General features: G+C 40.6%; 17 protein-coding genes and 2 pseudogenes. 5 read left to right on the top strand and 14 right to left on the bottom strand.

From position 1 onward, the window contains the following. The first annotated feature begins 19 nt into the window (after nt 1–19). Nucleotides 20–1,003 (top strand): aKG-HExxH-type peptide beta-hydroxylase, encoded by a 984-nt coding sequence (locus tag SWP_RS04570; protein ID WP_020911214.1) that lies wholly within the window; start codon nt 20–22, stop codon nt 1,001–1,003. Nucleotides 1,004–1,440: 437 nt separating this feature from the next. Then, nucleotides 1,441–3,543 carry a peptidase domain-containing ABC transporter gene (locus SWP_RS04560; protein ID WP_187148537.1) on the top strand — a complete coding sequence of 701 codons (2,103 nt, stop codon included), beginning with the start codon at nt 1,441–1,443 and terminating at the stop codon, nt 3,541–3,543. Nucleotides 3,544–3,709: 166 nt separating this feature from the next. Here SWP_RS04560 and SWP_RS04555 read toward each other — a convergent pair whose 3' ends face one another. Next, nucleotides 3,710–4,093 carry an MAPEG family protein gene (locus SWP_RS04555; protein WP_020911212.1) on the bottom strand — a complete coding sequence of 128 codons (384 nt, stop codon included), beginning with the start codon at nt 4,091–4,093 and terminating at the stop codon, nt 3,710–3,712. Between the two features lie 353 nt (nt 4,094–4,446). On the opposite strand from SWP_RS04555, the gene SWP_RS04550 reads away from it, so the two are divergent. Then, on the top strand, nt 4,447–6,255 hold the full coding sequence (locus SWP_RS04550) for a hypothetical protein (protein WP_020911211.1): 1,809 nt from the start codon (nt 4,447–4,449) through the stop codon (nt 6,253–6,255). A gap of 40 nt (nt 6,256–6,295) precedes the next feature. On the opposite strand, the gene SWP_RS04545 is transcribed toward SWP_RS04550, so the two are convergent. Together SWP_RS04545 and SWP_RS24610 are read right to left on the bottom strand one after the other, a co-directional pair. Then, nucleotides 6,296–7,030, bottom strand: coding sequence for a substrate binding domain-containing protein (locus SWP_RS04545; protein WP_020911210.1), 735 nt, complete (start codon nt 7,028–7,030; stop codon nt 6,296–6,298). 14 nt (nt 7,031–7,044) lie between these two features. Then, nucleotides 7,045–7,116: pseudogene (locus tag SWP_RS24610) on the bottom strand (hypothetical protein); the annotation flags it as partial. A gap of 217 nt (nt 7,117–7,333) precedes the next feature. Between SWP_RS24610 and SWP_RS04540 the strand changes: the two are divergent. After that, nucleotides 7,334–8,002 (top strand): SDR family oxidoreductase, encoded by a 669-nt coding sequence (locus tag SWP_RS04540; RefSeq protein WP_020911209.1) that lies wholly within the window; start codon nt 7,334–7,336, stop codon nt 8,000–8,002. A 62-nt stretch (nt 8,003–8,064) separates the two neighbouring features. Further along, nucleotides 8,065–9,249: an MFS transporter gene (locus SWP_RS04535; RefSeq protein WP_020911208.1), complete on the top strand. Its 1,185-nt coding sequence runs from the start codon at nt 8,065–8,067 to the stop codon at nt 9,247–9,249. Between the two features lie 57 nt (nt 9,250–9,306). Here SWP_RS04535 and SWP_RS04530 read toward each other — a convergent pair whose 3' ends face one another. From SWP_RS04530 to SWP_RS04475, 11 genes and pseudogenes are all read right to left on the bottom strand, one after another. After that, nucleotides 9,307–10,131, bottom strand: coding sequence for a cobalamin-binding protein (locus tag SWP_RS04530; protein WP_020911207.1), 825 nt, complete (start codon nt 10,129–10,131; stop codon nt 9,307–9,309). 992 nt (nt 10,132–11,123) lie between these two features. Next, complete coding sequence (locus SWP_RS04525) at nt 11,124–11,360, bottom strand: hypothetical protein (RefSeq protein WP_044555668.1); 237 nt, start codon at nt 11,358–11,360, stop codon at nt 11,124–11,126. Then, entirely contained in the window at nt 11,357–11,632 is a 276-nt protein-coding gene (locus SWP_RS24815; RefSeq protein ID WP_048908453.1) for a TNT domain-containing protein, read from the bottom strand. Before SWP_RS24815 ends, SWP_RS04525 begins: the two co-directional genes overlap by 4 nt. Nucleotides 11,633–11,818: 186 nt before the next feature. After that, nucleotides 11,819–12,034: pseudogene (locus tag SWP_RS04515) on the bottom strand (IS4 family transposase); the annotation flags it as partial. A gap of 227 nt (nt 12,035–12,261) precedes the next feature. Continuing rightward, nucleotides 12,262–12,702 (bottom strand): hypothetical protein, encoded by a 441-nt coding sequence (locus tag SWP_RS04510; protein WP_020911205.1) that lies wholly within the window; start codon nt 12,700–12,702, stop codon nt 12,262–12,264. Nucleotides 12,703–12,704: 2 nt separating this feature from the next. After that, a complete protein-coding gene (locus tag SWP_RS04505; RefSeq protein ID WP_143711168.1) occupies nt 12,705–13,259 on the bottom strand; it encodes a hypothetical protein in 555 nt (184 codons plus the stop codon). Nucleotides 13,260–13,269: 10 nt separating this feature from the next. Further along, on the bottom strand, nt 13,270–13,818 hold the full coding sequence (locus SWP_RS24705) for an RHS repeat domain-containing protein (protein WP_020911203.1): 549 nt from the start codon (nt 13,816–13,818) through the stop codon (nt 13,270–13,272). A gap of 820 nt (nt 13,819–14,638) precedes the next feature. Next, on the bottom strand, nt 14,639–18,655 hold the full coding sequence (locus SWP_RS24605) for a calcium-binding protein (RefSeq protein WP_020911202.1): 4,017 nt from the start codon (nt 18,653–18,655) through the stop codon (nt 14,639–14,641). A 12-nt stretch (nt 18,656–18,667) separates the two neighbouring features. Continuing rightward, nucleotides 18,668–19,288: a hypothetical protein gene (locus SWP_RS04485; protein WP_143711167.1), complete on the bottom strand. Its 621-nt coding sequence runs from the start codon at nt 19,286–19,288 to the stop codon at nt 18,668–18,670. 107 nt (nt 19,289–19,395) lie between these two features. Next, a complete protein-coding gene (locus SWP_RS04480) occupies nt 19,396–20,805 on the bottom strand; it encodes an HlyD family type I secretion periplasmic adaptor subunit (RefSeq protein WP_020911199.1) in 1,410 nt (469 codons plus the stop codon). Further along, nucleotides 20,802–23,126 carry a type I secretion system permease/ATPase gene (locus SWP_RS04475; RefSeq protein ID WP_020911198.1) on the bottom strand — a complete coding sequence of 775 codons (2,325 nt, stop codon included), beginning with the start codon at nt 23,124–23,126 and terminating at the stop codon, nt 20,802–20,804. The genes SWP_RS04480 and SWP_RS04475 overlap by 4 nt, the downstream gene beginning before the upstream one ends. Between the last annotated feature and the right edge of the window lie 397 nt (nt 23,127–23,523).

The raw sequence follows: 23,523 nt of genomic DNA, 5'->3' as shown, positions 1-23,523 counted from the left end.
TAAATAACAAGGGTTAATTATGGCCGAGTTACATGCGTTCTCTTCTCCACTTGAAGACCCCCACAGAGTGGAATTAGTAGAATTAATTTCTGCCTCGCAATTTATCGCAATTGGGAATAGAATTAATATGCTTCACGAAAAGTTATTCGGTGAAGCTAACCAAGAAATACTAGAACGAATTGAGAGCATTGAATCTGGAAAAATTAATGCCACATACTGGAATAAGGAATGTGGCAGACAAATGCTCTGTTTCAACGGAAGTGAATTTAGTAAAAAGCAAACACTTAAAATATGCAATGACTTTTTGAATATTCCAGATTGCTACGCTTCAAAAAATAACCATAACTACATAAAGCTGGCTTCGAAAGAAATTATTTTCGGGCGTTTGAATAAAGAAACCTGGGAAGTCTGGGCTGATAATATTCACCAAGATACTGAACTAAGTGATAATGATTACAAAGAATTAGCTCTTGCTTTATCAATGATGGAAACCCACACTAACGATTATTACTCTTGGATACACGACGTATTAAATGAAATAATTCCAGTTAAAAGGCCAAATCCCGATACACTTGTTAGTGGCTCTATTCGTTACCGATATGGTGCGGTTGAAATTGCTTTTCCTTCCAACAGATTTGAAATCACAGAAATGCTAATTCATGAGTGCTCACATCAATACTTTAACTTGGCATTTAGTCTTGGTGACATGGTTATTAAAGGTGCTCCGGAAGTATACTCACCATTAAAAGATAAAGAACGCCCACTCTTCTTCTTGCTAACGGGCTACCATGCTTTTGCGAATGTACTTATAGCATACGACAGCTTGAAAAGAGCCGGCTTTAATGAAGAAATCAAAGATAGGAACACAAAAGCATTAAACTACGTGCTTGAATTAGAAGAGGGTATTCTTGCAAACAAAGAGTACTTGACGGATCTTGGTTTGAGTATTTTTACTCCTTTATACGAAGCTGTAAACAGGATAAATGAAGATGAATACGTCTGATATGTTCTTAAAGGAAGCAACGGAACACTATAAGCATAGGTTACTGAGTGATCCGTACACCTTACGGTCAATACCCAGCTACATAGTTTATTTACTTCCAATTATTTCTCTGTCTATTATATTCGCTTTAGTTTTACAAATGAAAGTCATCTCGAACTTAGATCAAAAATATATAAAAGTCACAAGTAACACTGTACAACTTGAGTTATCTCATGTGAAAAATAAAATAAGTAATCATGTACTACGGATCAATAATATCGTTATAACTAACGAGGTAGACTGTGAAACAAAATCTAAGGGGAAAAGGTGCTATAGAGTACCAAGCATAGGAAATTATAATATAGACAAATATATTATTGAAGTACTTTATGAAACGAGGTTTATAGATGAGATTATTTAACTTTCTGCTGAGTTTTTTTGTCAGAAAGAAACTCCCTATGACCTACCAAACTGAAACAGCGACGTGCGGTCTAGCTTGTCTAGCTATGGTTATGGGTTACTACAATAAAAAAGTAACGATTACCTCAATTCAAGATAACCACCCAGTCTCATTAAAGGGGATAACGCTAAAACAGATCGTCACAATAGCCAATCGATATGACTTAATCACTAGGCCAATAAAGTGTGGTGTTGCTAACTTAAAATCGCTTAAAACGCCAACCATATTACATTGGGACTTTAATCACTTTGTTGTCCTTAAAAGTGTAAAAAGAGGTAGTTTCTTCATCCACGACCCAGATCTAGGCCCCTTAAAATTATGCAAAGAGGAGATGGAGAAACACTTTACAGGCATTGCATTAGAGATCACGCCCGAAGAACATTTCACTTTAGATTCTGAAGGAAACTCTCTAGGCATAAAGTGGATAGTTAAAAATACTATTGGTGTACGCTCTCTTCTTATCAACACTATATGGTTAACTTTTATTATTGAGCTAATAGCACTTTCTAGCCCACTATTCATAAAGTACTCAATAGACTACGGTGTAGAGCGCTTCGATGAAAACTTTATACTAGTGATCACTGCAGTTTTCTTATTGATATTGATTTTTAATGTCATGCTAAACTTTATCCGTGATTACATAACCGCTCAGTTTGGTGTTATTTTTAACAAAAATTTTGTTAGGAAACTATTTTCTCACATGCTCAGCTTACCTCTTTCATTTTTTGAAAAAAGAAATACTGGTGAACTAATTGAGCGATATCAATCAACTGAACATGTTAGAAATCTACTCACAGGAAATGTAGTTAATATTATTCTAAATGGTTCAATATCGATCGGTATGTCGATTGCAATTTTCTTTATTTCGCCAATTTTAGGTATTATAACTTTAGCTAGCTTTTTTGTTTATTTTATATTCCGACTTATAGCAGCCGATAATACGGAAAGAAAAATGAAGGAAAATATTAAAGCCAGGGCACATGAAACTAGCCTAGTTATAGAAACTTTAAGAAGCATATCACCTATAAAAATATTTTCTAAAGAAGAAGACAGGCTTAACATTTGGTTAGGAAGGTACTCTAAGTTAATGATGACAGAAATGAGCCTAACCTCATATTTAAACTTTCAAAAGAGCATGGAGATATTAATATTCGGACTAGATATATCTCTCAGTGTTTACTATGGTACCCACCTAGTTATGGCTGGTACGCTATCATTAGGCACTTTATTTGCTTTTTTCATGTATAAAGGCCAGTTCTCTATTAAAGCATCATCATTAACCAGAAGTCTCATTGACCTCAAGTATTTCTCAGTCCACCTAGAGCGCTTGGCAGATATTGTCCTATCGAAACCTGAAGAATCAAAAGGAAATAGAATTTTAGCCAATACCAAGGGTAAAATAGAATTAAGAAATATTTATTATTCTTATGCTATCGAAGATGATTTGGTTTTCAGGGGGCTAAATATGACTATAAATGAAGGAGAGTTTATATCTATTGTTGGAAGCTCAGGTTCAGGAAAAACCACGTTACTAAAAGTCATACTTGGTTTATATAAACCAAATTCAGGCACAGTTTTACTTGATAATGAAAAAGTAGACGAATTAGAAATCAACTGGTACCGAAAACAGTTTGGTATTGTCATGCAAGAAGATCAATTAATCAGTGCTTCTATTGTCGACAATATCTCTTTTCAAGATCCATGGGCAGACTTTGAAAAAGTCCAACAAGCGGCGATTCAAAGTAACATCCATGATGAGATAATGAAAATGCCAATGCAGTACAATACAATCATCGGAGATTTAGGTTCAACTCTATCTGGTGGACAAAAGCAAAGAATATTACTAGCAAGGGCTCTATATCAAGAACCTAAAATACTATTTACAGATGAAGCAACTGCAAATCTAGATAACAAAAATGAAGTCACAGTCCTTAATGAAATGGAAAAGCTTAGCTTAACAAAAGTATGTATTGCTCATCGTCCGCAAACAATTATGAGGTCAGATCGAGTATTACTCTTAAAAGATGGTGAAATAACTGAAATATCTAAGGATGCAGCTTTGAGTAACTCTGTGCAACTTCAGCTTTCATCTGCGGTCTAGCCTAAGACATCTCTACGCGCTTATGTTAGGAATAAGCGCTAAGTATAAACCTACTTCCGGAATACAGTAGCTCTAAAATACTGAGCCAAGAGTCGGCCAGGGCAAAAGCTATTCTTCGGCCTAAAGCACCGAGTGTCTCAGTATCTTAGTGCTAAAAGTCTCTCTGTTAAAACGCTTGGCAAAACACGGTAAAGCTTGCAATGATGGCAACAAACCAAGATAAGCTCCGTAATGTTCCTTTATCTTTCAGATAAAGTACCTGATAGGCCATTCGCGCAATCACATGCACAATAGCGGCGACTTCAGCAACCATATTAACCTTACCAGCCGCAATAACCACCAACACGGCGAGACCAAATATAAGCAGTGATTCGAACGCATTCTGATGACCTGCAACCGCTCGAGCTCCAAACCCTGTGAGTTTCGACTGTTGCTCACGCGGGTGACTGTTGTCGTAACCGCCAAGCTTTGCCATCGCTACAGCAACGGGCCCTTTCGCCATATAGGGAAGTAGCATGGCAATCATTAAGCAGATAAGTAGAGTGGTCATTCAAAAGTCCTTGATAATTAATTATAGTTTTGTTTTTTTTAACGATAAAACAGCACATATACCAAGTCAAACACGAAGCAGGTAATTACCAACAGCGTGAATAACTTTGTCTTACCCTTTGAGCAGGTACCTCAACCATATTACGGGGCAATAATAACGAATTCGACTCCTGTCACAGCACAGAAACAAAAATAGCCAACCAACAACAAAGGCCATTAATTTTATTGACATTTATATAGCAAAAACAATAATGGATATTATGGATAGGAGAGCAATTAAGACTCTTGCATATCATTTTTGAGGCCATCTATAACTACAGCCTCATAGAACAAACAGTATATAAAGGATTATTGATGCAGCACTGTACTAGCCCGCTTTTTATCAACGATAACTTCTGCCCAGATTGCGGCGACAAAATTGACAACCAGCTCACTATCACCCCTGTAGCCCAATACATCCCCGACATACTAGATGAATTGAAAACCTACTGCCCAGAGGCGAGTATATATACAGGTTGGGTAGAAAAAACTCATCACTACAAGCGTGTCCATCGCAGTGGTGGTAAAGACAGCCAAACCTTGTACTACTCTTATTGGTTTTTGACCCTCAATAATGAACAAGGCCAAGAAAAAACCATTAGCGTTAGCTCTGAAGATAGCTCGCTTGATAGTGTTTCTAAGGGCGATATCATCACCTTTTTGGAACCCACTGGCTATTACTTAAATTATCAACTGGCAGACAAAAATGACCGCAAAATAGTCACTCACAATGAAGCAGCCACAGGGGTTGTTTTCCATCGCAACTCAGGGCAAGAGTCGATTCTTACCCCTGCCTATGAAGTGGAAGACTTTTCAAAATTTGGGACTTTTATTAGTACACTTTTCTTCGCGGCACTGATATCACTGCCCGGATTCTTTGCTGAGTTTTACACCCTTGAAATTGCTGGTTTTATAACGGCGGCAATTACCGTCATAGGCTCTGTATTTAGAATTAATAGCAAAACCAACCAGTTTGAAACTGAAAGTGCGAGATTACTTGAAATAAAACGCACCATGAAACGTATTTTAGGTGTATCTGATAGCCAAATGGGTTATGACAAACGTGGCCGTAACGCTAACAATGACGATGTTTACTGCATCAATTGCGAACATCTCATCAACAGCAGTTATCACTATTGTCACTGCTGTGGCCAGCCTCAAAATATTACCGAGGTCGCACAGCCTAGCTTGATTACTGACGCTGATACTTTAACAGGCAATGAGCAAACATCATCGCAATCTCACGCCCTTGCAGCTAATAAAGGCAACGTTACGCCTATCACTCAGGCCAGCAACAAACGTATGACTCGTCGCGATAAGATCCTACAAGTATGTGCTTCGTTCATGGGTTATGACAGCCATTCATTTGAGAATAAACATATTTTTGCCAAAAATTACCCATGCACTATTGCCACCTCATCCTCTATCGTGCGAGTGACGGATAAAGAGGTCGAAACCAGTGTGAGTGATAAGACTAATACTTACACGAGTACCACCCGTACTGACTATAACGATCGCTATGGCTCAACGGTGCGCTCTGAGTACAGAACAGAAACATCGAGCCATAGGCAGAGAAACTCTAATTTGTATGGTGAGCTTACGGTTGAAACGCCCGAAGGCAAAGTACAAACCTACAAAGCCGCAAGATCACTGCTGGCCACTGCAGATGTGGGCGATTGGATCTTACTAGGAAGCAGCCGACTTGAGGGTAAAACTGAGCAGCTAGATTATGATGAGTTTTACTACAACATCAGTAAAGATAACCTCATACAACCTGAGTCTGTCAGCCAATGGAGTCGGGTGTCTGCGAAAAGCCAGACCTTTGTACTAATGATGCTTGCTCTAGCAATTGGTTGCAGCGTTTACTTTGATGAAATAGTGAACTTTTCCGCCCAATTCATTCCCCATAACATAGTGCGAAGCATGCTTGGGGCAATTAGCAATGTAGGGATTGCAGCCAATCTTTTACCAATGGCCTTGTTTACAGTCTTCTTTATATTTGTACTACTGCTGAGCAGAAGCTTTAGTAAGCACACTAAAAAGAACCAAGCGGAAGCCTTAGCCCCCCTGCAGGCAAAACTTGCAAAATGTCAGCAAGAAAGAGAGATATTTTTAAAGCTCTAGCTTCAGGGTGTTATGCCATAAAAATAGCGCCTTAATGGCGCTATTTTGCTTCAAGCAGCTCAAATTGCTCTATCAGAAAATCAAGAAAGAGACGGATCCGCTTTGGTTGATATTTTCGACTCATGTACACCACATTCAAATCAGCACTAGATACAGAGGTTGAGCTATTAAAGTTTTTCATATATCCATTTAACACAGTCACTAATCGGTGCTGCTTTATATCCTCTTGTACATCCAGCATAGATTTAAGTGCTATGCCGGCACCTTCTAACGCCCAATAACGAATAACTTCGCCGTCGTCAGAAAAACGTTTTGGAACTACAGTTACCGATTTACGCGAATCACTATCCTGAAAATGCCAAGTTTTTAACTCTTCATGACTACGTAGCATTGCCAAGCAGTCATGCTTATCAAGATCATGCGGTGTAAGGGGGATGCCTTTTCTCTCTAGGTATTTGGGTGATGCACACAAGACGCGCTTACTCGGTGCCAAACGACGAGCAATCAAATTGCTATCAACGAGTTCACCGTAGCGAATAACAATATCGATTCCCGACTCAGCAATATTAGATACATTATCATTAAGATAAAGGTAGGGAATAACATCTGGGTAATGAGCAGTAAATGCCGATAAAATCGGTAATATGTACTGCTTTCCTATATCGTTGGGAGCTGCGATTTTTAAAGTACCTTTGACCTCTTTAACCCCAGTCTGCAGCACACTCTCGGTTTCATTAACATTAGCGATAATCTCTAAGCATGCCTGATGATACATAGCACCAGAGTCAGTTAAGGACAGAGACGGGTACTGCGGTGAAGCAACTTAACAGCATAACGCTCTTCTAGCGCTTGTAAACGAGCGGTTACCGTTGCAGGCGATAATCCTAACTCTCGCCCAGCTGCCGCTAAGCCTTGATTTTTTTACAATACTCACGAACAAAGTCATATCAGCAAACTTATCCATCATCTCCCCCTATTATTCAGGTAATCCGAATAATCATTTCATGTTTCACTCAATTATCAAATATAAACAAACAAATATACTAGCCCCATAACCTAATTACACAGAGCAAATATCATGAAAACAGAAAAAACAGTTTACGTAGTTATTGGTGGCACATCAGGTATTGGAGCCAAACTCGTAGCGCAACTGAGTAACGACGATACCATAGTGCATACTGCAAGCCGTCAAACAGGGCTTGATATAACTGATGAACAGGCAGTAGCGCAATATTTTGAAACCATTGGAGCGCTAGATCATTTAATCATTACTGCCGGCTCCCATGCGCCAGCAGGCAAAATCGTTGACGTTCGCGTTAGCGATGCAAAGGCCGCACTAGACGTTAAATTTTGGGGCTCTATTCATGCTGCTAAGCATGCTGCCCGATATATGAAACCGGGCGGCTCAATCACACTGACAACTGGCATACTGTCACGCAAAGTGACCCCAAATACTTATGTTAAAAGTGCCATCAATGCAGCACTTGAAGCTGTGACTAAAGTGCTTACACGAGAACTGGCTCCGACTCGAGTCAATGCCATCAGCCCTGGTTTAACGCGAACAGCAGCTTACCAAAGACTAACTGAAGCAGCACAAACCGCTTTATTTGAACAAGCTCAAAATAGCTTGCCCGTCGGAAAAGTCGCCACCACAGATGATATCGCTGCGGCCTACACGCTTGTGATCAATAACAGCTTTATGACTGGTTCCATTGTAGATGTTGATGGTGGTGCTCTGATTAGTTAATGCCAGCCAAAGTGCAGCACAAAGCGAACGACTTAAACCAATTAGAACGTTGAGAGATAATTATGATTAAAGAAAAAATGCCGTTGCAAGTTTGGATATTAACCCTTGCAGCATTTGCCATTGGTACAGCAGAGTTCATCATTGCTGGGATTCTGCCGCAGGTTGCGACTTCACTATCGATAACCGAAGGGCAAGCTGGTTACCTGATTAGCGCTTATGCCTTAGCCATTGTATTTGGTGGCCCAGTGCTCACTATCTACCTTGCTAGATTTAATAAGAAAGCAGTTCTTTCAGCTTTAATGCTGCTGTTTATTCTGGGAAACCTCATGTCCGCTATCGCGCCTAACTATACAATTTTAATGATCAGCCGAGTCATAACCGGACTCGTGCAAGGTCCGTTCTATGGTATAGGTGCCGTTGTTGCCACAAATTTAGTTACTGAAAAAATGGCCGGTAGAGCGGTAGGACAGATGTTTGCAGGATTAACACTGGCGAATGTATTAGGCGTTCCGGGAGGCACTTGGATAGGGTTAAACTTTGGTTGGCACACAACATTCATCACTGTGGCAGCATTAGGGTTAATAGCAATGTTCTTCATCATCACCGTGATTAAATCATCCGGGCATGGTGAAGCCAAGGATGTAAAAGCACAGCTAATGGCGTTTAAAAACCCAATGTTATTAATCAGTTTAGCCATCACTGTATTTGCTTGGTCAGGCTTTATGACCTTATACGGATACTTAGCACCAATAGCGATGCACATCACTGGCTTTACTGCTGATGCCGTCACTTGGATTCTAGTGACTGTAGGCATAGGCCTTATTATCGGTAACACTTTAGGTGGTCGCTTCTCCGACATAAACCTACAAAAAGCGTCTCTGTTCTGGGCTGTAGCAATGATAGTTTCACTGCTGCTCGTTGGTTTCGCAATCGACAACAAAATGCTATTTATTGCCGCAGCGTTCATATTCGGCGTGGCTTCATTTGCTAACGTACCAGCAATGCAATTACGAGTAATGAATCATGGCGGAGAAGGACAAGAGCTTGCTGCAACAGCAAATATCTCGGCATTTAATTTAGCAAATGCTTTTGGAGGATTTCTTGGCGGGATGGTACTCGATAGTAAAATGGGCGGCGGTATGATCCCATTTGCAGCAATCATAGTACCTATTATTGGGTTATTGTTTATCGTAATTGCAAATAGGCGAGAGAGCACATCAACAAAAGCAAACTTACAGGCCGCTTGAACATACAGCTAGCACCTGGTCATTCTTGGTGCTAGCGATCCAACTCCCTGCGACATACTAACGAGCTTTATCTAACGCCTCGCATAAGGCTTCAACACCAAGCAAAGCTCTAGGAGATGCACGATGTAATAAGTCTGCATTAAGCTGATAGATGTGTTGCTGCTTAACCGCAGGGATCTCAGGCCACTGCCCCCAGTCAATCCCCTGAATATTGCCTTCATCTTGGCTTTGTAAGATCACTTCTGGCAGCTTAAGTAATACCGTTTCTAGACTGACCTGGGGATATTCATTGGCAGAGTCAGCAAATACATTATTACCGTGACAAACTGCTATTATCTGCTGGATCCAACTGCCCTGAGCAACCGTCATCAAAGGAGTAGACCACAGCTGATAGAAGACCTTCACCTCAGGCTTGGCCAAGTTGACTTGCTGTAAACGAGCTAACTCATGTCGATAAGCCTCAGCTGCAGTAGCTGCTTGTGCTTGATTGCCAGTGAGTTCACCAAGCGCTTCAAGTTCATCAGCAACCGCTAGCAGTGTCTTTGGCGTGCTATCAAAAACTTCAAAGCCCAAGTCTTTAATGCGCTGAATATCTTCCGCTTTATTGCCCCCACCCCATACCACGACTAAATCAGGATTAAGCTCAAGCACTCGTTCAATTTGAATCCCGTGATAGCCACCAATACGAGGAATTTTAAGCGCAGCTTCTGGATAGTCGGCGTGGTCAGTAGTCGCCACAATCGACTCGCCAGCGCCAATGGCATACAGCATCTCCACCGCATGGGGAGATAAAGCGATGATGCGTTTAGCAGGCTCAGCAGCGTAAGATGCTACAGAGATAAATAGGCTCAACGCCACAATTGATTTACACAAAATATTCATAAAATCCTTTTTCGCTTTATTCTAGGTTCTAGGTTCTAGGTTCTAGGTTCTAGGTTCTAGGTTCTAGGTTCTAGGTCAGCATAATCGTGTTATCTCGAGGTGCTAATTATTTAGTCAGCATAAGCGACACCGCATACGGCTCTTTATGGCAACCTCTGAAGGCTCGCTTGATGACATGAGAAAGCGCAGACAATAACGCTACAGATGTAAGCGGATAAAACAAATGGCGTTATGAAGAAACGAAGTACAAGGCGCCCCGCAGCGAACAACGAAGACATACCTTTAGGTAGGCAAGTTGTGAGCGAGGATGTAACGCAGTAACTCGCTTCTGCAATAGTGTCGCTGCAAGCATAACCTGACACAGCTCGCCTCCATCTTTCAATAGCTTAGCTAAAAATATAACCATATTCTGACATAAAATATAACCATAAGCTGACAAATTAGTAATGTGAGAGACTAACGAACCAAATATTTTGTAATAATCTTTCAGCTGCTATGGACTTCCCAGCTTTTTCACCTGCACGTTTCAGTTTGTAGAATCTCACCCACTCTGACCACACAATCTTTTATCCTTGACCACGAATCTACTCGGTATTGACCACACATTCCGCCATCAGTGAACAGCTAAAAATCTACGTGAGGGAATTAATAGAATATAGCCTAAGCCTTCAAACACCCAACTCACAACAAAAATGCGGCGAGGAAATAGCAGTTCTGCTAGAGATGCCAAGATAAAATGCACCGAAATGTGCACTGCACGCTGAGGAAACAGGTTATAAATTTAATCACAGATAGTGGCACTGGTGTTAATTGCACAGGCTGCTGATCACAACTGATCACTTCTACTGGCTAGTACGGCTCACCGTGCAGGTCAAATTGACAACCTACAGACAACAAAAAGCCCCAAATAAATAGGGCTGATTAAGAGGGGGAAATCATTAGCTATCTAAATTTGATTTGTCATGCCTGTTCAGATAAACCAGCCTATTATTCTAAGGCTTTACAGTTGGATCCTCATTAATTGCATTATAAAAATACTCACATGCATCACTCTCATCTAGAAACATTTTCTGATTACTTTCAATCCCTCTTTCAAAGGTAAAGTATACCCATAACCCGGATCTGAACACTAGCCCATACCCGTCTAATGGTTTACCACCATCGACATTGTAACAATGAGGGTTAAACTTTTCTTTTTGCAGCCTTAGCTTTAACTCTTTAACCTTCATTTTACTAACTCCAAATATGGTTTAGTGCCCTGCCTTAAACTTCGAACATTATTAGGTAGTTGATATTGAATCCCTCCTCCAAATTGCCCAAAATGTGGAGTGGCAGGCCCATAATATACAGGTATAGGTCTCACTACTCTATATTGAGTTAAAGGGAGATTAATATGCTCTGGTGGTAATGACCGTTGTGTAAACGGGACTCCCGCTGGGGCTACATAAGTACCAGTTTCAGGGCCATACCTGTCAATAATTGTTCCTGGTCGTAATGTCATTATATTAACCCTTTGAAATCCTCCGTTTGAAGGCCAGTATGGGACAGGAAGTGCTCCTCGAATATTTCCTAACTGTATTTCTAACTGTCTAACTTCGTTATAGCTTCTATTATTACCTGATGGTCTAGCTACGCTAAAATTGGGGTTTATTTCCCGATTAACTATGGCTGTCTATGTATTATCATGACGATGTAAGTTGACGTTACTACAAAGCCTATCAACACGTTTAATCTTATGTTTTTCCAAGGTATTACTATCAATGTCGCGACCAAGGCCTGTGATTGACAGGGAGCCACCATTCATTGAACTTTCGATTGCTGAAAACAAACTCTGTCGACGAGTTTTGTGCATTGATGGGGTGACAAGAGAGAGACATTTTGATAAAACTTGCTTTGCATTCATGGCATTTACTCGTGGTAATTTTTGTTTGGCGATAATTTTGATCACCAAATGCCATGAATGTTCCTCTCTTTTTTATCTATCTCATTATTTATTCATATCTTTTTGTGGGGATTCGTCAGGCTCTGCCCCCTTTATCTGATGCCATTAACTATGCCTGTCTATGTATTATTTCTTCAATGAGTTAGTGGTAATGGTACACCTGCATGTTCAACGCAGCGTTAATTCCATTAATTTTCACCGTATAAAGTGATTGATTCCACTTTATCGATAGTGCCATTGATAAACCCTTTATCGCTGCCAATATTAGAGTAATACTTACCATAAATGTAAACATAGTTTCCTTGAATTAGACCTTTCTTTTCTTTTGACATAGTTGCAATTAAAGGAGCACTAACAGCAACAGCATTCTCGTAAACCTTATGTTTAAAAGACCCTTCATCTAAATAAACCATAACAGATTGAGGATTGCTAACATCAACAATACCAACTAGGGCAACTTTCCTCTTTTCATATTTATCAGCATTAGTCATTAAATGAGCTACAGATACTATGCAGTAATTTTGCCCACATCGCTCATTCGCATTTAAAGTCACACTATTAGCCTCTACCTCTATTGAGAAAAGCAAGATAACCGAAAAAATTAAAACCAAAATTTGTCTTACTTCCATATTTATTTTCCTACCTCTGAAACAAAATCTCGTGAATCAGAACTTTGAGCTCTTGTAAAAGCACTAAAGTTAAATTTATATAATCGTCTAGAAGGTGAAGCCATATAGGCATTTATTTTGTTTAATTTTGAAAAACCTATATCACCACCTTTGTAATTATGCCCAGAAAACGATTCAGCCCCCTTACTGACTGAGCCATGAGTATGAACATAAGCCGTTCTTGCACCAAGTGCTGGTTCCAATGCATATTCAGTATACCTAATAGCATCAGGTAAATATGATGTTACAGGATTAGATAAGTAATACGAATCAGATAAGGCTTCATACCCAATATTGGCACCAATTTCAACGCTATTATCAATTGATATGGGGTTTATTGCATCAGAAAATGCTTGAGCTGCTAACTCTTCAGTAGCAAAGCCGCGACTTAAATCATTATCACCCCAAGCGTTATCAACGGCCATTCTGATATCTTTCACTTTTTCTTTAGTAAAAGATTTAGGCCGATCGTCATACATATGCTCTACAGAGTTTAGTTTTCCCTTCCGAGTACTCATTGTACTATCTTCATTTCCCTGCTGAGCAATCCCCCCCCAGCCCACCAATATCACTGTTTTGAGTCTCTTTATTTTTAGATGATTGCTCCTGTGTAGAACCATTACTGTTGTTAGACCTAGACTCACAACTACCTGGTATACAAGCTTTAGCCCAGTTAACATTCTCACCTTTATCTACATTATCCTTAGTACATAAAAAGCCTTTTTCATAACAACTCGCATACCCCGTCGGATCTGTCCCCGCCAGCGGGTTATTCATGATATACGAATACGGATTAACACTCTGCGTCGATGTAGGCGATTGAATAAATGGGTCAACCGACATAAAGCGACCCATGCTGTAATCGTACACCCGACCGTTCATATGAATTAACTGCTGTTCATTCAAATGCTCATGGTCAGTAAAGCCACGACGATTACGGTTGGTATCAACTAAATCCCCTAAGCTGCCCGCGACACTTGCCGAAGCTGTGCGACCAAACGGGTCGAAGTAACGCTGGCTGATGATATTACCCTGATGGTCAACCATGGTCGTTGCACTACCAAGCCTGTCTCGCAATGTGTACAGCAGTTGATGGCTGCCTATTCGTCAGGTCACAATTGAAACCACCGCCGCTGAAACTTTACTCGCCTTGTAGTGACCAGTAGATTAATAAAAATAAGGCTATATTGTCAGTTATCTTATGAACTAATCTCTCTCGTTAACTCGTAATGGGGAAAAGTGTGCCAAGATGGCACTTTGATATTCAAGAAAACTCTCCGCACTCCATTTTATTAAGCAGTTCGTTGACCTGTTGACGCCCTTCCGGAGATCCGAGTAAATCGTTGGGCTTTTGTTACCGAATGCCGGAACGTCACTGTTAAATAGCGATTCAACTAGACTACGGTCGCCTTTATAAATATCACAAGCTTTTCGAAGAAGGTCACATGCACTAAGATCTTTTGTCGTCATAAGAATCACCATTCTATTAAAAGGTTATTGATAGCTTAAATCCGGAGGGAAAAGTGGGCTAGAACTAAAAACATACAACATTAGATTCGTCATATCATCCTTCTAACTTTTCAAATAAAAAACCTCTTCTCATAACATCAAGAAGAGGTTTTACTGCCTATTCGGCAGGTTAATTCATACTGCGTTCTAATTGTCGCTGCAAGCAAAAGCTGACATAAGCCTTATTTTTCTTTCAAACACTTAGCTTAAAAATATAAGCATATCCTGACATAAAATATAACCATAAGCTGACAAATCTAAGCGATTGCAGATTTCCGATTCCTTCTAAATGTAATTGAATTACTAAATTTTTTAAAACAGAAAGGCACTACACTATCTACGTGCAATGCCTTATTTAAAACCTTTTAGTTACATAACAAGCCTAACTCTAGAGGGTGTTCCAACTTTCTACTAATATTGGCCTTAACGCATCTTGAGCTTCTTCGGTAACAATGCTTCCAGTACCAACTGGTACATCAAAGCTTGCCATGGCTGAAACAAGTTGTTCGAGTTGAGTATTTAATAATACTGAATCACCGACTTGAACTTTATCCAATTGATAATTAACACCACTGTACCAATCAGATATTTCTACTTGATTATCAGTTCCAATGACGTTGATCTGTAGATCATTACCATCACGACTAAACCACAGCTCTTCGATTGAAACATCGTTAAATATAGCTGTATCAATACTGGAAGAGTTTGAGTCATAATTATTTATAACATCGTTACCGAAATCAGAAGAAAACAAATAAGTATCATTACCTGCAGAACCTTTTAAGTTATCGCTCCCTTCACCTCCGTTCAGAGTGTCACCACCACCACCACCAATTAATTGGTCATCACCACTACCACCAATTAGTAGGTCTTTACCACCACCACCTACTAACTTATCGTCACCTGAGCCACCAAAAAGCTTATCAGCCCCCTTTCGGCCGTAAAGCGTGTCTCCCCCATTCTCTCCGTAAATGATATCCGCAGTAGAAGTTCCCTGAATTACATCACTACCTTCAGTGCCATGCATTTCTTCTAATGCCGCCAATATTGCCGCTTCATCCAAGTTACTGGCACCACTTTCATCACCCGAAAACTCGATACCTTCAATTCGATACGTGCTGCTCGTGTATGCACCCATCACCATAATACTGCCATTATTGGCCGCATTATCCGGATCTGTTATCGTGATAATAATGTTACCCGCACTGTCATGAGTGAAGCTCACCATCTCACGCGTAATACCGGCACCCAATACTAACGTGTCTCGACGATGTTTCGTCTCATCCTGACTCGAGTCATATCCCTTGTCTCGAATGACATCATGACCATCGCCTAAATCATAATGGTAGGTGTCACTGCCATATCCCATGGTAAAACTGTCATCACCTCGACCACCACGCAGACTGTTACTGGAATCTCGATAGCTCGAAGATATCGAATTCATGGTGAGTGTGTCATTACCCTCACCACCATCTAGCGTGTTATTCGCACGGTAGTACCCGGTTAAGGTGTCATGCCCCTCCTCCCCGTACAGCGCCGTATCACCCGCTCCAGTATTGGTTAACGTGTCATTATCTGCACCGCCATAGGCAATATCCTCACCCGACCCAGTATGAATAACGTCATTACCCTCACCACCATAAAGCGTCTCACTCATCGACGTGCCCGTCAGTGCGTCATCACCATCAGTACCAAACATCCCTTCTGCTGCGGCCAATATTGCCGCTTCATCCAAGTTACTGGCGCCACTTTCATCACCCGAAAACTCGATACCTTCAATTCGATACGTGCTGCTCGTGTATGCACCCATCACCATAATACTGCCATTATTGGCCGCATTATCCGGATCTGTTATCGTGATAATAATGTTACCCGCACTGTCATGAGTGAAGCTCACCATCTCACGCGTAATACCGGCACCCAATACTAACGTGTCTCGACGATGTTTCGTCTCATCCTGACTCGAGTCATATCCCTTGTCTCGAATGACATCATGACCATCGCCTAAATCATAATGGTAGGTGTCACTGCCATATCCCATGGTAAAACTGTCATCACCTCGACCACCACGCAGACTGTTACTGGAATCTCGATAGCTCGAAGATATCGAATTCATGGTGAGTGTGTCATTACCCTCACCACCATCTAGCGTGTTATTCGCACGGTAGTACCCGGTTAAGGTGTCATGCCCCTCCTCCCCGTACAGCGCCGTATCACCCGCTCCAGTATTGGTTAACATGTCGTCACCCGCACCACCGTACGCTTTATCATCGCCAGCACCAGTATTTATCGTGTCATTACCCGCACCACCATAAATGGTGTCATTACCAGCACCTGAATTTATAACGTCTTCACCTGCTGCACCGTATGCTATATCATCGCCAGCACCAGTATTTATCGTGTCATTACCTGCACCACCATATATAGTGTCGTTACCAGATCCAGAGTTTATAGTATCGTTACCGTTACCAGCCTCAATTAAATCCTCACCACTTCCAGTGGTAACATGATCATCTCCGCTTCCAGCTGTAACTATTACTTCTGGCGCATTTATGGTAACATTGGTCACCGAATCTCCTGCTAATAAAATAACTGGGGCATCTCGATTAATTACTAGTGCATCAGTGTAACCATCTTTAACAGAAACAATTTCAACACCCAAGTAACTCTTAAATATATAACCAAAATCATCTACACTAACGTTGTGTTCATCTAGAAGTTCTTTAGTCTCTTCAATTGGCAAGAGGTCAATTAAATCATTCAATTGAAGGTATAGTTCTGAATCAGCAAGTAAGACAGGATCCCTTTCTATAATGAATAATATATCCTCTAATACCGTTAGTTTATCTTCCCCTGTTTGCACTTGTCGTTTAACATACTCATTTAATGCTTCATAATTAAAAATATTCTCGCTACCAAAATCAACATCAATTAAATCTAAATACTTATTTAAGCGAGTCTGCGACACTAATAGTTCATAGAAATTATTTTGCAAAGAATCAATTGCGGCATCAATAGCTTGTAATGCTCCACCTAAGCGATCTCCCATTACGTTTACATTTTTAAATCTATCATCACCATAAAAAGCTGATAATATATTTATTTTATAACTCAACTCCTCAGATAACACTTCTGGCATAAACGCTACCGAAGTGGTTTCGACACGGCGACCTGTTTCCGGATCTGTACTAACGGAGCTAACAAACCTACCAACATTCCATTCGACTATACGATCTAATGCAGCAGAGTTATGAGTTTTCGCCCACTGTTCAGTAATAGCCTGAATTAACCCTAACTGACCATCCATTGAATCTAAAGAAGAGAACTGCACTACTAAGTTTTTCAGTTCAATATTTTGCTTCATTGAATACTGCAAACTGTCTACTCGTCCCATACCTATGATATTTGCCATACTTCTAATCGAGTCATCTAACTCAATTCCCGTATGATCATATGCCGTATGCAATGTACTTGATGCTAAGTTTACATCATGAATATTCAGAGTACTTCCATTAATCAAATTGACCGTTGAACGACTAACCTCCACGCTATCATTTAATGGCGTATTAGTGCGGACTTCCTCTAACCCTATGCTTTGTATACCCAGACTTTCAAGTGTAAAAAGTTCACCGTCATCCGCAACTCCATCTTGATCCAAATCACGCCAGATATTAACATCTGCAAAGTTACTATCATTACTATCGAACTGGCCATCATTATTGGAATCTAAATCTCTTAACGCATCAAAACCATCAATAGCCTTCTCGCCGTTACTTTTAACAAAGTCATCTCCAAAAATTTCACTACCATTTTCAATCAAACCATTACTATTTATATCAAAAACTAAGACACCATCATCAGAACCTACCCAACTAGTACGATTAAGAATTCCATCATTGTCATTATCAAAATATATACTTGAGGTAAGCTCAAGCCCGTCTCCATCTAGATCAATCATCAAAGGATCAATAACACGACTTGAACCTGGAGGTATATTGCCGATTTCATTTACTAGCTGAGTAATCCCCTCTAGGGTACACTGTTCTCTTATACCATCTTTTTCCCAGTCCTCATGGCCTAATGCTTGGGCTATTTCACTCCACCTTTTATTATCACGTTCATTTCCATGATAATAATCCCTTAGATTTTCATTATCAATTAACTGACCCAGAGCTTTGCCAAGAATTGGATCACTAACTAATAGCCCTGTTCCAGATTTAGCAGCATTTCTTCGATACTCATCGGCAGCATCTCTTATCTTCTGCGCATTCCCAGCAGTTGGATTTGAATATCCTTCTTTACAAGCCTCGATCAATTCATTTCTACTATCTATTAAGTCTCCAGCACCTTTCCCTGTTTCATAATTCCCCCATCCATTATACAACCATGATAAAACATTATTCATGAAAACTCCTTTTTAATTAATACAACCATTGTAATATCCGGAATTAATTTCTTTAATAAAATACAGCCTACTATTCAATTCAGCATCATCATATATAGAAGGTTCAGTTATAACATTATAGAAATCACAGGTAGAAAACAGTTTCGTCCCCTCCAATAAGTACCTATATTCACTATCGCTCAAGTAAGCTTGGTAAGCCAATTCAAAATCAACAAGCGATGATCTTTCCAAATTATTAACTTCAACTAGGCTCTGCACATATTTATTCAAACTTATCTTCTCAGAATAATATTCAAGCAGATACTTAAAATACCCAGCCCTTGGTTCTCCATTCTTATATGCCAAATCAAAGTAGTAATAAACATCATGATTCCGATCATTTATAGATATATCATTCTCACAAAGAAATAATATAAGTCCAGCTTGAAAAGAAGATAAACTGTCACGCATTGATAATGTATCAAATATTTTTAATGCTTCATTATAATTCCGGCCATAGTAAACACCATAATTTAACATCAAACCTTTAAGATACAACAACACACCTTTAGACTTATCAATTTTCTCTATAATTTTTTTATCTGGATGGCTACCTATAGCTTCATTTATTCTATTAACATTGTAACTTTCCATATAAAAACTTTTACTACAATCCATGCCATATGAATTCATTGGTATGGAAAAAAATACAAACATTAACAGGACTAGATTACTTCTGATAACAATCATATAAAAACCCTTTATCTTTCTCTAATACTCTCTTGCCTATACCGTAATAACGGCGCCATAAAAAACTCGATAATATGTCGCTTACCCGTTTGCACTTCTGCGGTCACCGCCATGCCAGGCATCAGCTTTATCTCTTTACCCTCAACCATGATAGTGCTCTGTTTCATCTTGAGGCGCATACCGTAGATTAAGCCGCGCTGCTCATCGACGGTGGCATCGTTAGATACCGAAATAACCTCGCCATCGATGATGCCGTATTTAGTAAAGGGGAAAGTATGAATTTTTATCTCTGCTAACATTTTTTCTCTAACAAAACCAATATCTTTATTATCTAAAAATACTTCAACATCGAGCAGTACTTCATCTGGCACGATTAACATTAGCTGCTGCGCCTCGGTCACCACACCACCAACAGTGCCAATTGAAAGTTCCTGTACTTGGCCAGACACTGGCGCATATAAAACCTGTTTTTTATTACGATCGACGGCTTTAGCTAACTCCTCTTGCAGCGAGGCGATTTGTTGTTGAATTTGCGGTATTTTAGTCAGTTCAGTGACAGAGGTTTGTGCCTTTAAGGTGTTAAATTGCTGTCTAACTTCCGATTCTGACGCTTGCAGTTGCTTAAGCCTTTGGTGCTCAGCAGCTAAGTCGTGAGTATATTGAATACGCTCCTGCTCGAGTGCTAAATAGTCGTTTTCAGAGGCATAATTTTGTTTATGTAAGCCCTTCATCGTGCTGGTGCGCTTCGTGATAATGGGTAATATTTGTTCGAGCTTACCGATCACCTCGTCACTGGCTGCTTGCTCAGCTTGTGTTTGCAACAGGTTACTTTGCAGCATCTGCCATTGAGCGCGATATTGAAGCCACTGCTGCCACAACAGGCGTTTATGTAGAGCGAGTTCAACTTGAGTCGCATTAGGCACATGGGGGAAATCCAATGAAACTAAGGCGATGTTAGTATCATTGACATCTTGTGCTAGCATGACTAACAGTGCTTGACTGCCTGCCAGGCTCAAACGAGCACTGTGCAACTCACCACTTAGACGCTTCTCATCGGCGGTTGTTAAAGTGCTATCTAACTCAATTAGTGGCTCACCTTGGTGCACATACTGGCCTTCACGCACCAAAATGTTTTTCACTACGGCCTTTTCTAAAGGCTGAATTTGCTTCACTTTTGAGCTTGGAATTATTTTACCTTCAGCTGAGGCAACGATATTGACCTCTCCCAAGCAGGCCCATACTATTGCAATAACTAATAGAACAAGCAGGCTCCAGCCAAGCTTACGTGCAAGTGGGTTTGGGGGGGGTTCTTGAATTTCAAGTGCAGCCGGCAAAAACGCGGCTAAGTCTCGACTATTATTGACATCGCCCAACTTGTCACGATTTTGCCATGCATCTTTTAGTATTCCCCAAGCACTCATATCTTCTCTCCAGTTTGGTGCTGAGCCGCTGAAGGAGTCGATCTATTGACCCTGTTATTTTGAGAGCTAGCTCTGGCTTGCTTGGTTTGGGAGTAATTAGGTTGATTAGGTTCTACTGGGTGTAAGTTAGGTGTGTGACTTTGATAGCTGTGCAGCTTGGCATAGTATCCATTGTGAGCAATCAAGCTGTCATGATTCCCTTGCTCTACGATGCGGCCCTTATCCATCACAATAATACGGTTACACTGCCGCACTGTAGTTAAGCGATGGGCGATTATAAAAACAGTACGGCCTTTACAGATCCGAGCCATATTGTCTTGTACTAAACGCTCTGACTCATAATCAAGCGCACTGGTCGCCTCATCAAAAATCAAAATACGGGGATTACCAATAAGCGCACGCGCGATAGCCAATCTTTGTCTCTGTCCACCAGATAGGTTACTACCTTGCTCTCCCACGATATTGTCATACCCTTCCGGTAGCTCAACAATAAACTCATGTGCTCCCGCCATCTTTGCGGCAGCAACCACACGTTCCATCGAAATAGAGGGGTCGGTTAGGGCAATATTTTCTCGGATCGTACGGTTAAACAAGAAGTTTTCTTGTAGCACCACCCCAATCTGTTTACGAAGCCAAGCCGTATCAATCATAGATAGATCAACCCCATCGACTAACACTCGCCCAGACTCTGGGATATAGAGCCTCTGAACCAATTTGGTTATGGTGCTTTTCCCAGATCCGGAGCGGCCGACGATACCAATCACCTCGCCAGGGCGTGTTTGCAAATTAATCTCGTTAAGAATTACTGGGCCATCGGGTCTATATCGAAAACGAACATGCTCTAAGCTAATCGCACCTTGCAAAGAAGGAAGGCGCGATCGATTTGGATTGAAACCTGGTTCCTTCGGTGTATTTAAAATATCTCCCAGACGTTCGATAGAGATCCCTGCCTGTTGAAAGTCTTGCCAAAGTTGAACCAGCTTTAAGATAGGTCCACTGACTCGGCCTGCGAGCATATTAAACGCGACTAACTGCCCAACACTTATATGCCCATCGATGACTAAGTGTGCTCCCACCCAGATGATCCCAAGCGTAACTAGTTTATTAATAAGCCCTGCTATTTGACCCGCGACATTGCCTAGGTTTTGACTGCGAAAAGAGGCGTGAACGTAACTTGAAAGATGGTCTTCTAATTTACGTCGCATTTGAGGTTCAACAGCCATGGATTTAACCGTACCAATGCCTGTGATTGACTCAGTTAAAAAAGCAGTGTTGGCCGCACCATGTTTGAACTTTTCATCAAGACGGCGACGCAAGATAGGAGTAATAAACACGGATAGGAGTACATAAAATGGAATGCTACCCATTACGATCCAAGTCAATGTAGGGCTGTAGTACCACATCACAGCCAAAAAAACGAAAACAAACAGAAGATCTATCACTAACGTCAGAGCTGTACCCGTGATGAAATTACGGATGGTATCTAACTCTCTGACTCTAGCAACGTTTTGGCCTACTTGCCTCGATTCAAAATAGGAGAGAGGTAAATTTAGCAAATGCTGAAAAAGGCGCGATCCCAGCTCTACATCGACCCTGTTTGTCGTATGGCTAAAAGTGTAATTTCGAATACCACCTAATATGGCTTCGAATACCACTACTACAAAAAAACCAACAGCTAACACATCTAAAGTGGTAAACCCGCGATGTACTAAAACTTTATCCATCACAACTTGAAAGAAAAGTGGGATGACTAAGGCAAAAAGTTGCAAAAAGAATGAAGCGATTAAGACTTCACTAAACAGTTTTCGGTATTTAACTAAGGAGGGAATAAACCATGAAATATCAAAATTTTGCTGCAGACTCTGACCAAATCCTTGCCGCCTAACCAATGCAATAAGTTCACCCGACCAACGCTGCTGTAACTCATCAACTGATATCGATTGAGGTGCCCCCTGAGCAAGGTCATGGATTAGGATGCTATCTTGTTTCGTCTTAGCTTGGTTAGCCTCCAATTGCTCATCAACTTTATCAGCAGACTCAGAAAGATTATCTGTCGATAGCCTAGCGATGACAAAGTAACCGCCCTGCTTATCTTTGGCAATCGCAGGCAAAACTCCATTTTTTAATTCAGAGATAGATAAAGTCAGCTGCTTAGCTTTTAAAGTCAGCGCTTTCGCTGCTAGCAAAATCTCAGTATCAGTAAATGATGTGCCCGGTACACCGAACTCATGGGATAATTGCTCAGGCTCTGCTGGCAACTGATGAAATCGCGCGATCGCGACAAGTGAATGAAGACCGGAATCCATTACCGTATTACTCAAAAGTTCAATCCTTGAATTATTGAAGCTACTCCAATCCTGTGGATGAAATAACCAACTACACAAACAAAGTCAAAATTTAACACCAACAAAACATTGCATTAAAGCACGCGTCAGAGCTCTTCATTTTGCGGAATATAATTACTAGCAGGTGTACTAGTTGTCAACATAAAAGTGATACATTTGATACATTTGATACATACAAGGTAAATTCAACCGAGATGGATACATACCCGCAACAGGCTTACAACCAAAAGGCGGTAAACTGTCTATGATGGATACTAAATTTAGTTACTCACTTAAGTAAAATTAACTCGATGTTTGGACTCCAGATCCCCAAAGTTGTCTATATTGCAGTCATCACTATTTGAAGAGGAGTGCTATCATGTTAAAGATGAAT

The organism is Shewanella piezotolerans WP3, assembly GCF_000014885.1.
Lineage (GTDB): Bacteria > Pseudomonadota > Gammaproteobacteria > Enterobacterales > Shewanellaceae > Shewanella > Shewanella piezotolerans.
This window is presented reverse-complemented; position numbering and strand designations above follow the sequence as displayed.

Bases quoted from the DNA above. Each gene is read 5' to 3' on its own strand.
- SWP_RS04535 (WP_020911208.1), top strand. From the start codon at position 8,065: ATGATTAAAGAAAAAATGCCGTTGCAAGTTTGGATATTAACCCTTGCA.
- SWP_RS04485 (WP_143711167.1), bottom strand. From the start codon at position 19,288: ATGGAAAGTTACAATGTTAATAGAATAAATGAAGCTATAGGTAGCCAT.
- SWP_RS04505 (WP_143711168.1), bottom strand. From the start codon at position 13,259: ATGAGTACTCGGAAGGGAAAACTAAACTCTGTAGAGCATATGTATGAC.
- SWP_RS04545 (WP_020911210.1), bottom strand. From the start codon at position 7,030: ATGTATCATCAGGCATGCTTAGAGATTATCGCTAATGTTAATGAAACC.
- SWP_RS04560 (WP_187148537.1), top strand. From the start codon at position 1,441: ATGACCTACCAAACTGAAACAGCGACGTGCGGTCTAGCTTGTCTAGCT.
- SWP_RS04530 (WP_020911207.1), bottom strand. From the start codon at position 10,131: ATGAATATTTTGTGTAAATCAATTGTGGCGTTGAGCCTATTTATCTCT.
- SWP_RS24815 (WP_048908453.1), bottom strand. From the start codon at position 11,632: ATGACATTACGACCAGGAACAATTATTGACAGGTATGGCCCTGAAACT.
- SWP_RS04555 (WP_020911212.1), bottom strand. From the start codon at position 4,093: ATGACCACTCTACTTATCTGCTTAATGATTGCCATGCTACTTCCCTAT.
- SWP_RS04525 (WP_044555668.1), bottom strand. From the start codon at position 11,360: ATGAAGGTTAAAGAGTTAAAGCTAAGGCTGCAAAAAGAAAAGTTTAAC.
- SWP_RS24605 (WP_020911202.1), bottom strand. From the start codon at position 18,655: ATGAATAATGTTTTATCATGGTTGTATAATGGATGGGGGAATTATGAA.
- SWP_RS04550 (WP_020911211.1), top strand. From the start codon at position 4,447: ATGCAGCACTGTACTAGCCCGCTTTTTATCAACGATAACTTCTGCCCA.
- SWP_RS04570 (WP_020911214.1), top strand. From the start codon at position 20: ATGGCCGAGTTACATGCGTTCTCTTCTCCACTTGAAGACCCCCACAGA.
- SWP_RS04480 (WP_020911199.1), bottom strand. From the start codon at position 20,805: ATGAGTGCTTGGGGAATACTAAAAGATGCATGGCAAAATCGTGACAAG.
- SWP_RS04540 (WP_020911209.1), top strand. From the start codon at position 7,334: ATGAAAACAGAAAAAACAGTTTACGTAGTTATTGGTGGCACATCAGGT.
- SWP_RS04510 (WP_020911205.1), bottom strand. From the start codon at position 12,702: ATGGAAGTAAGACAAATTTTGGTTTTAATTTTTTCGGTTATCTTGCTT.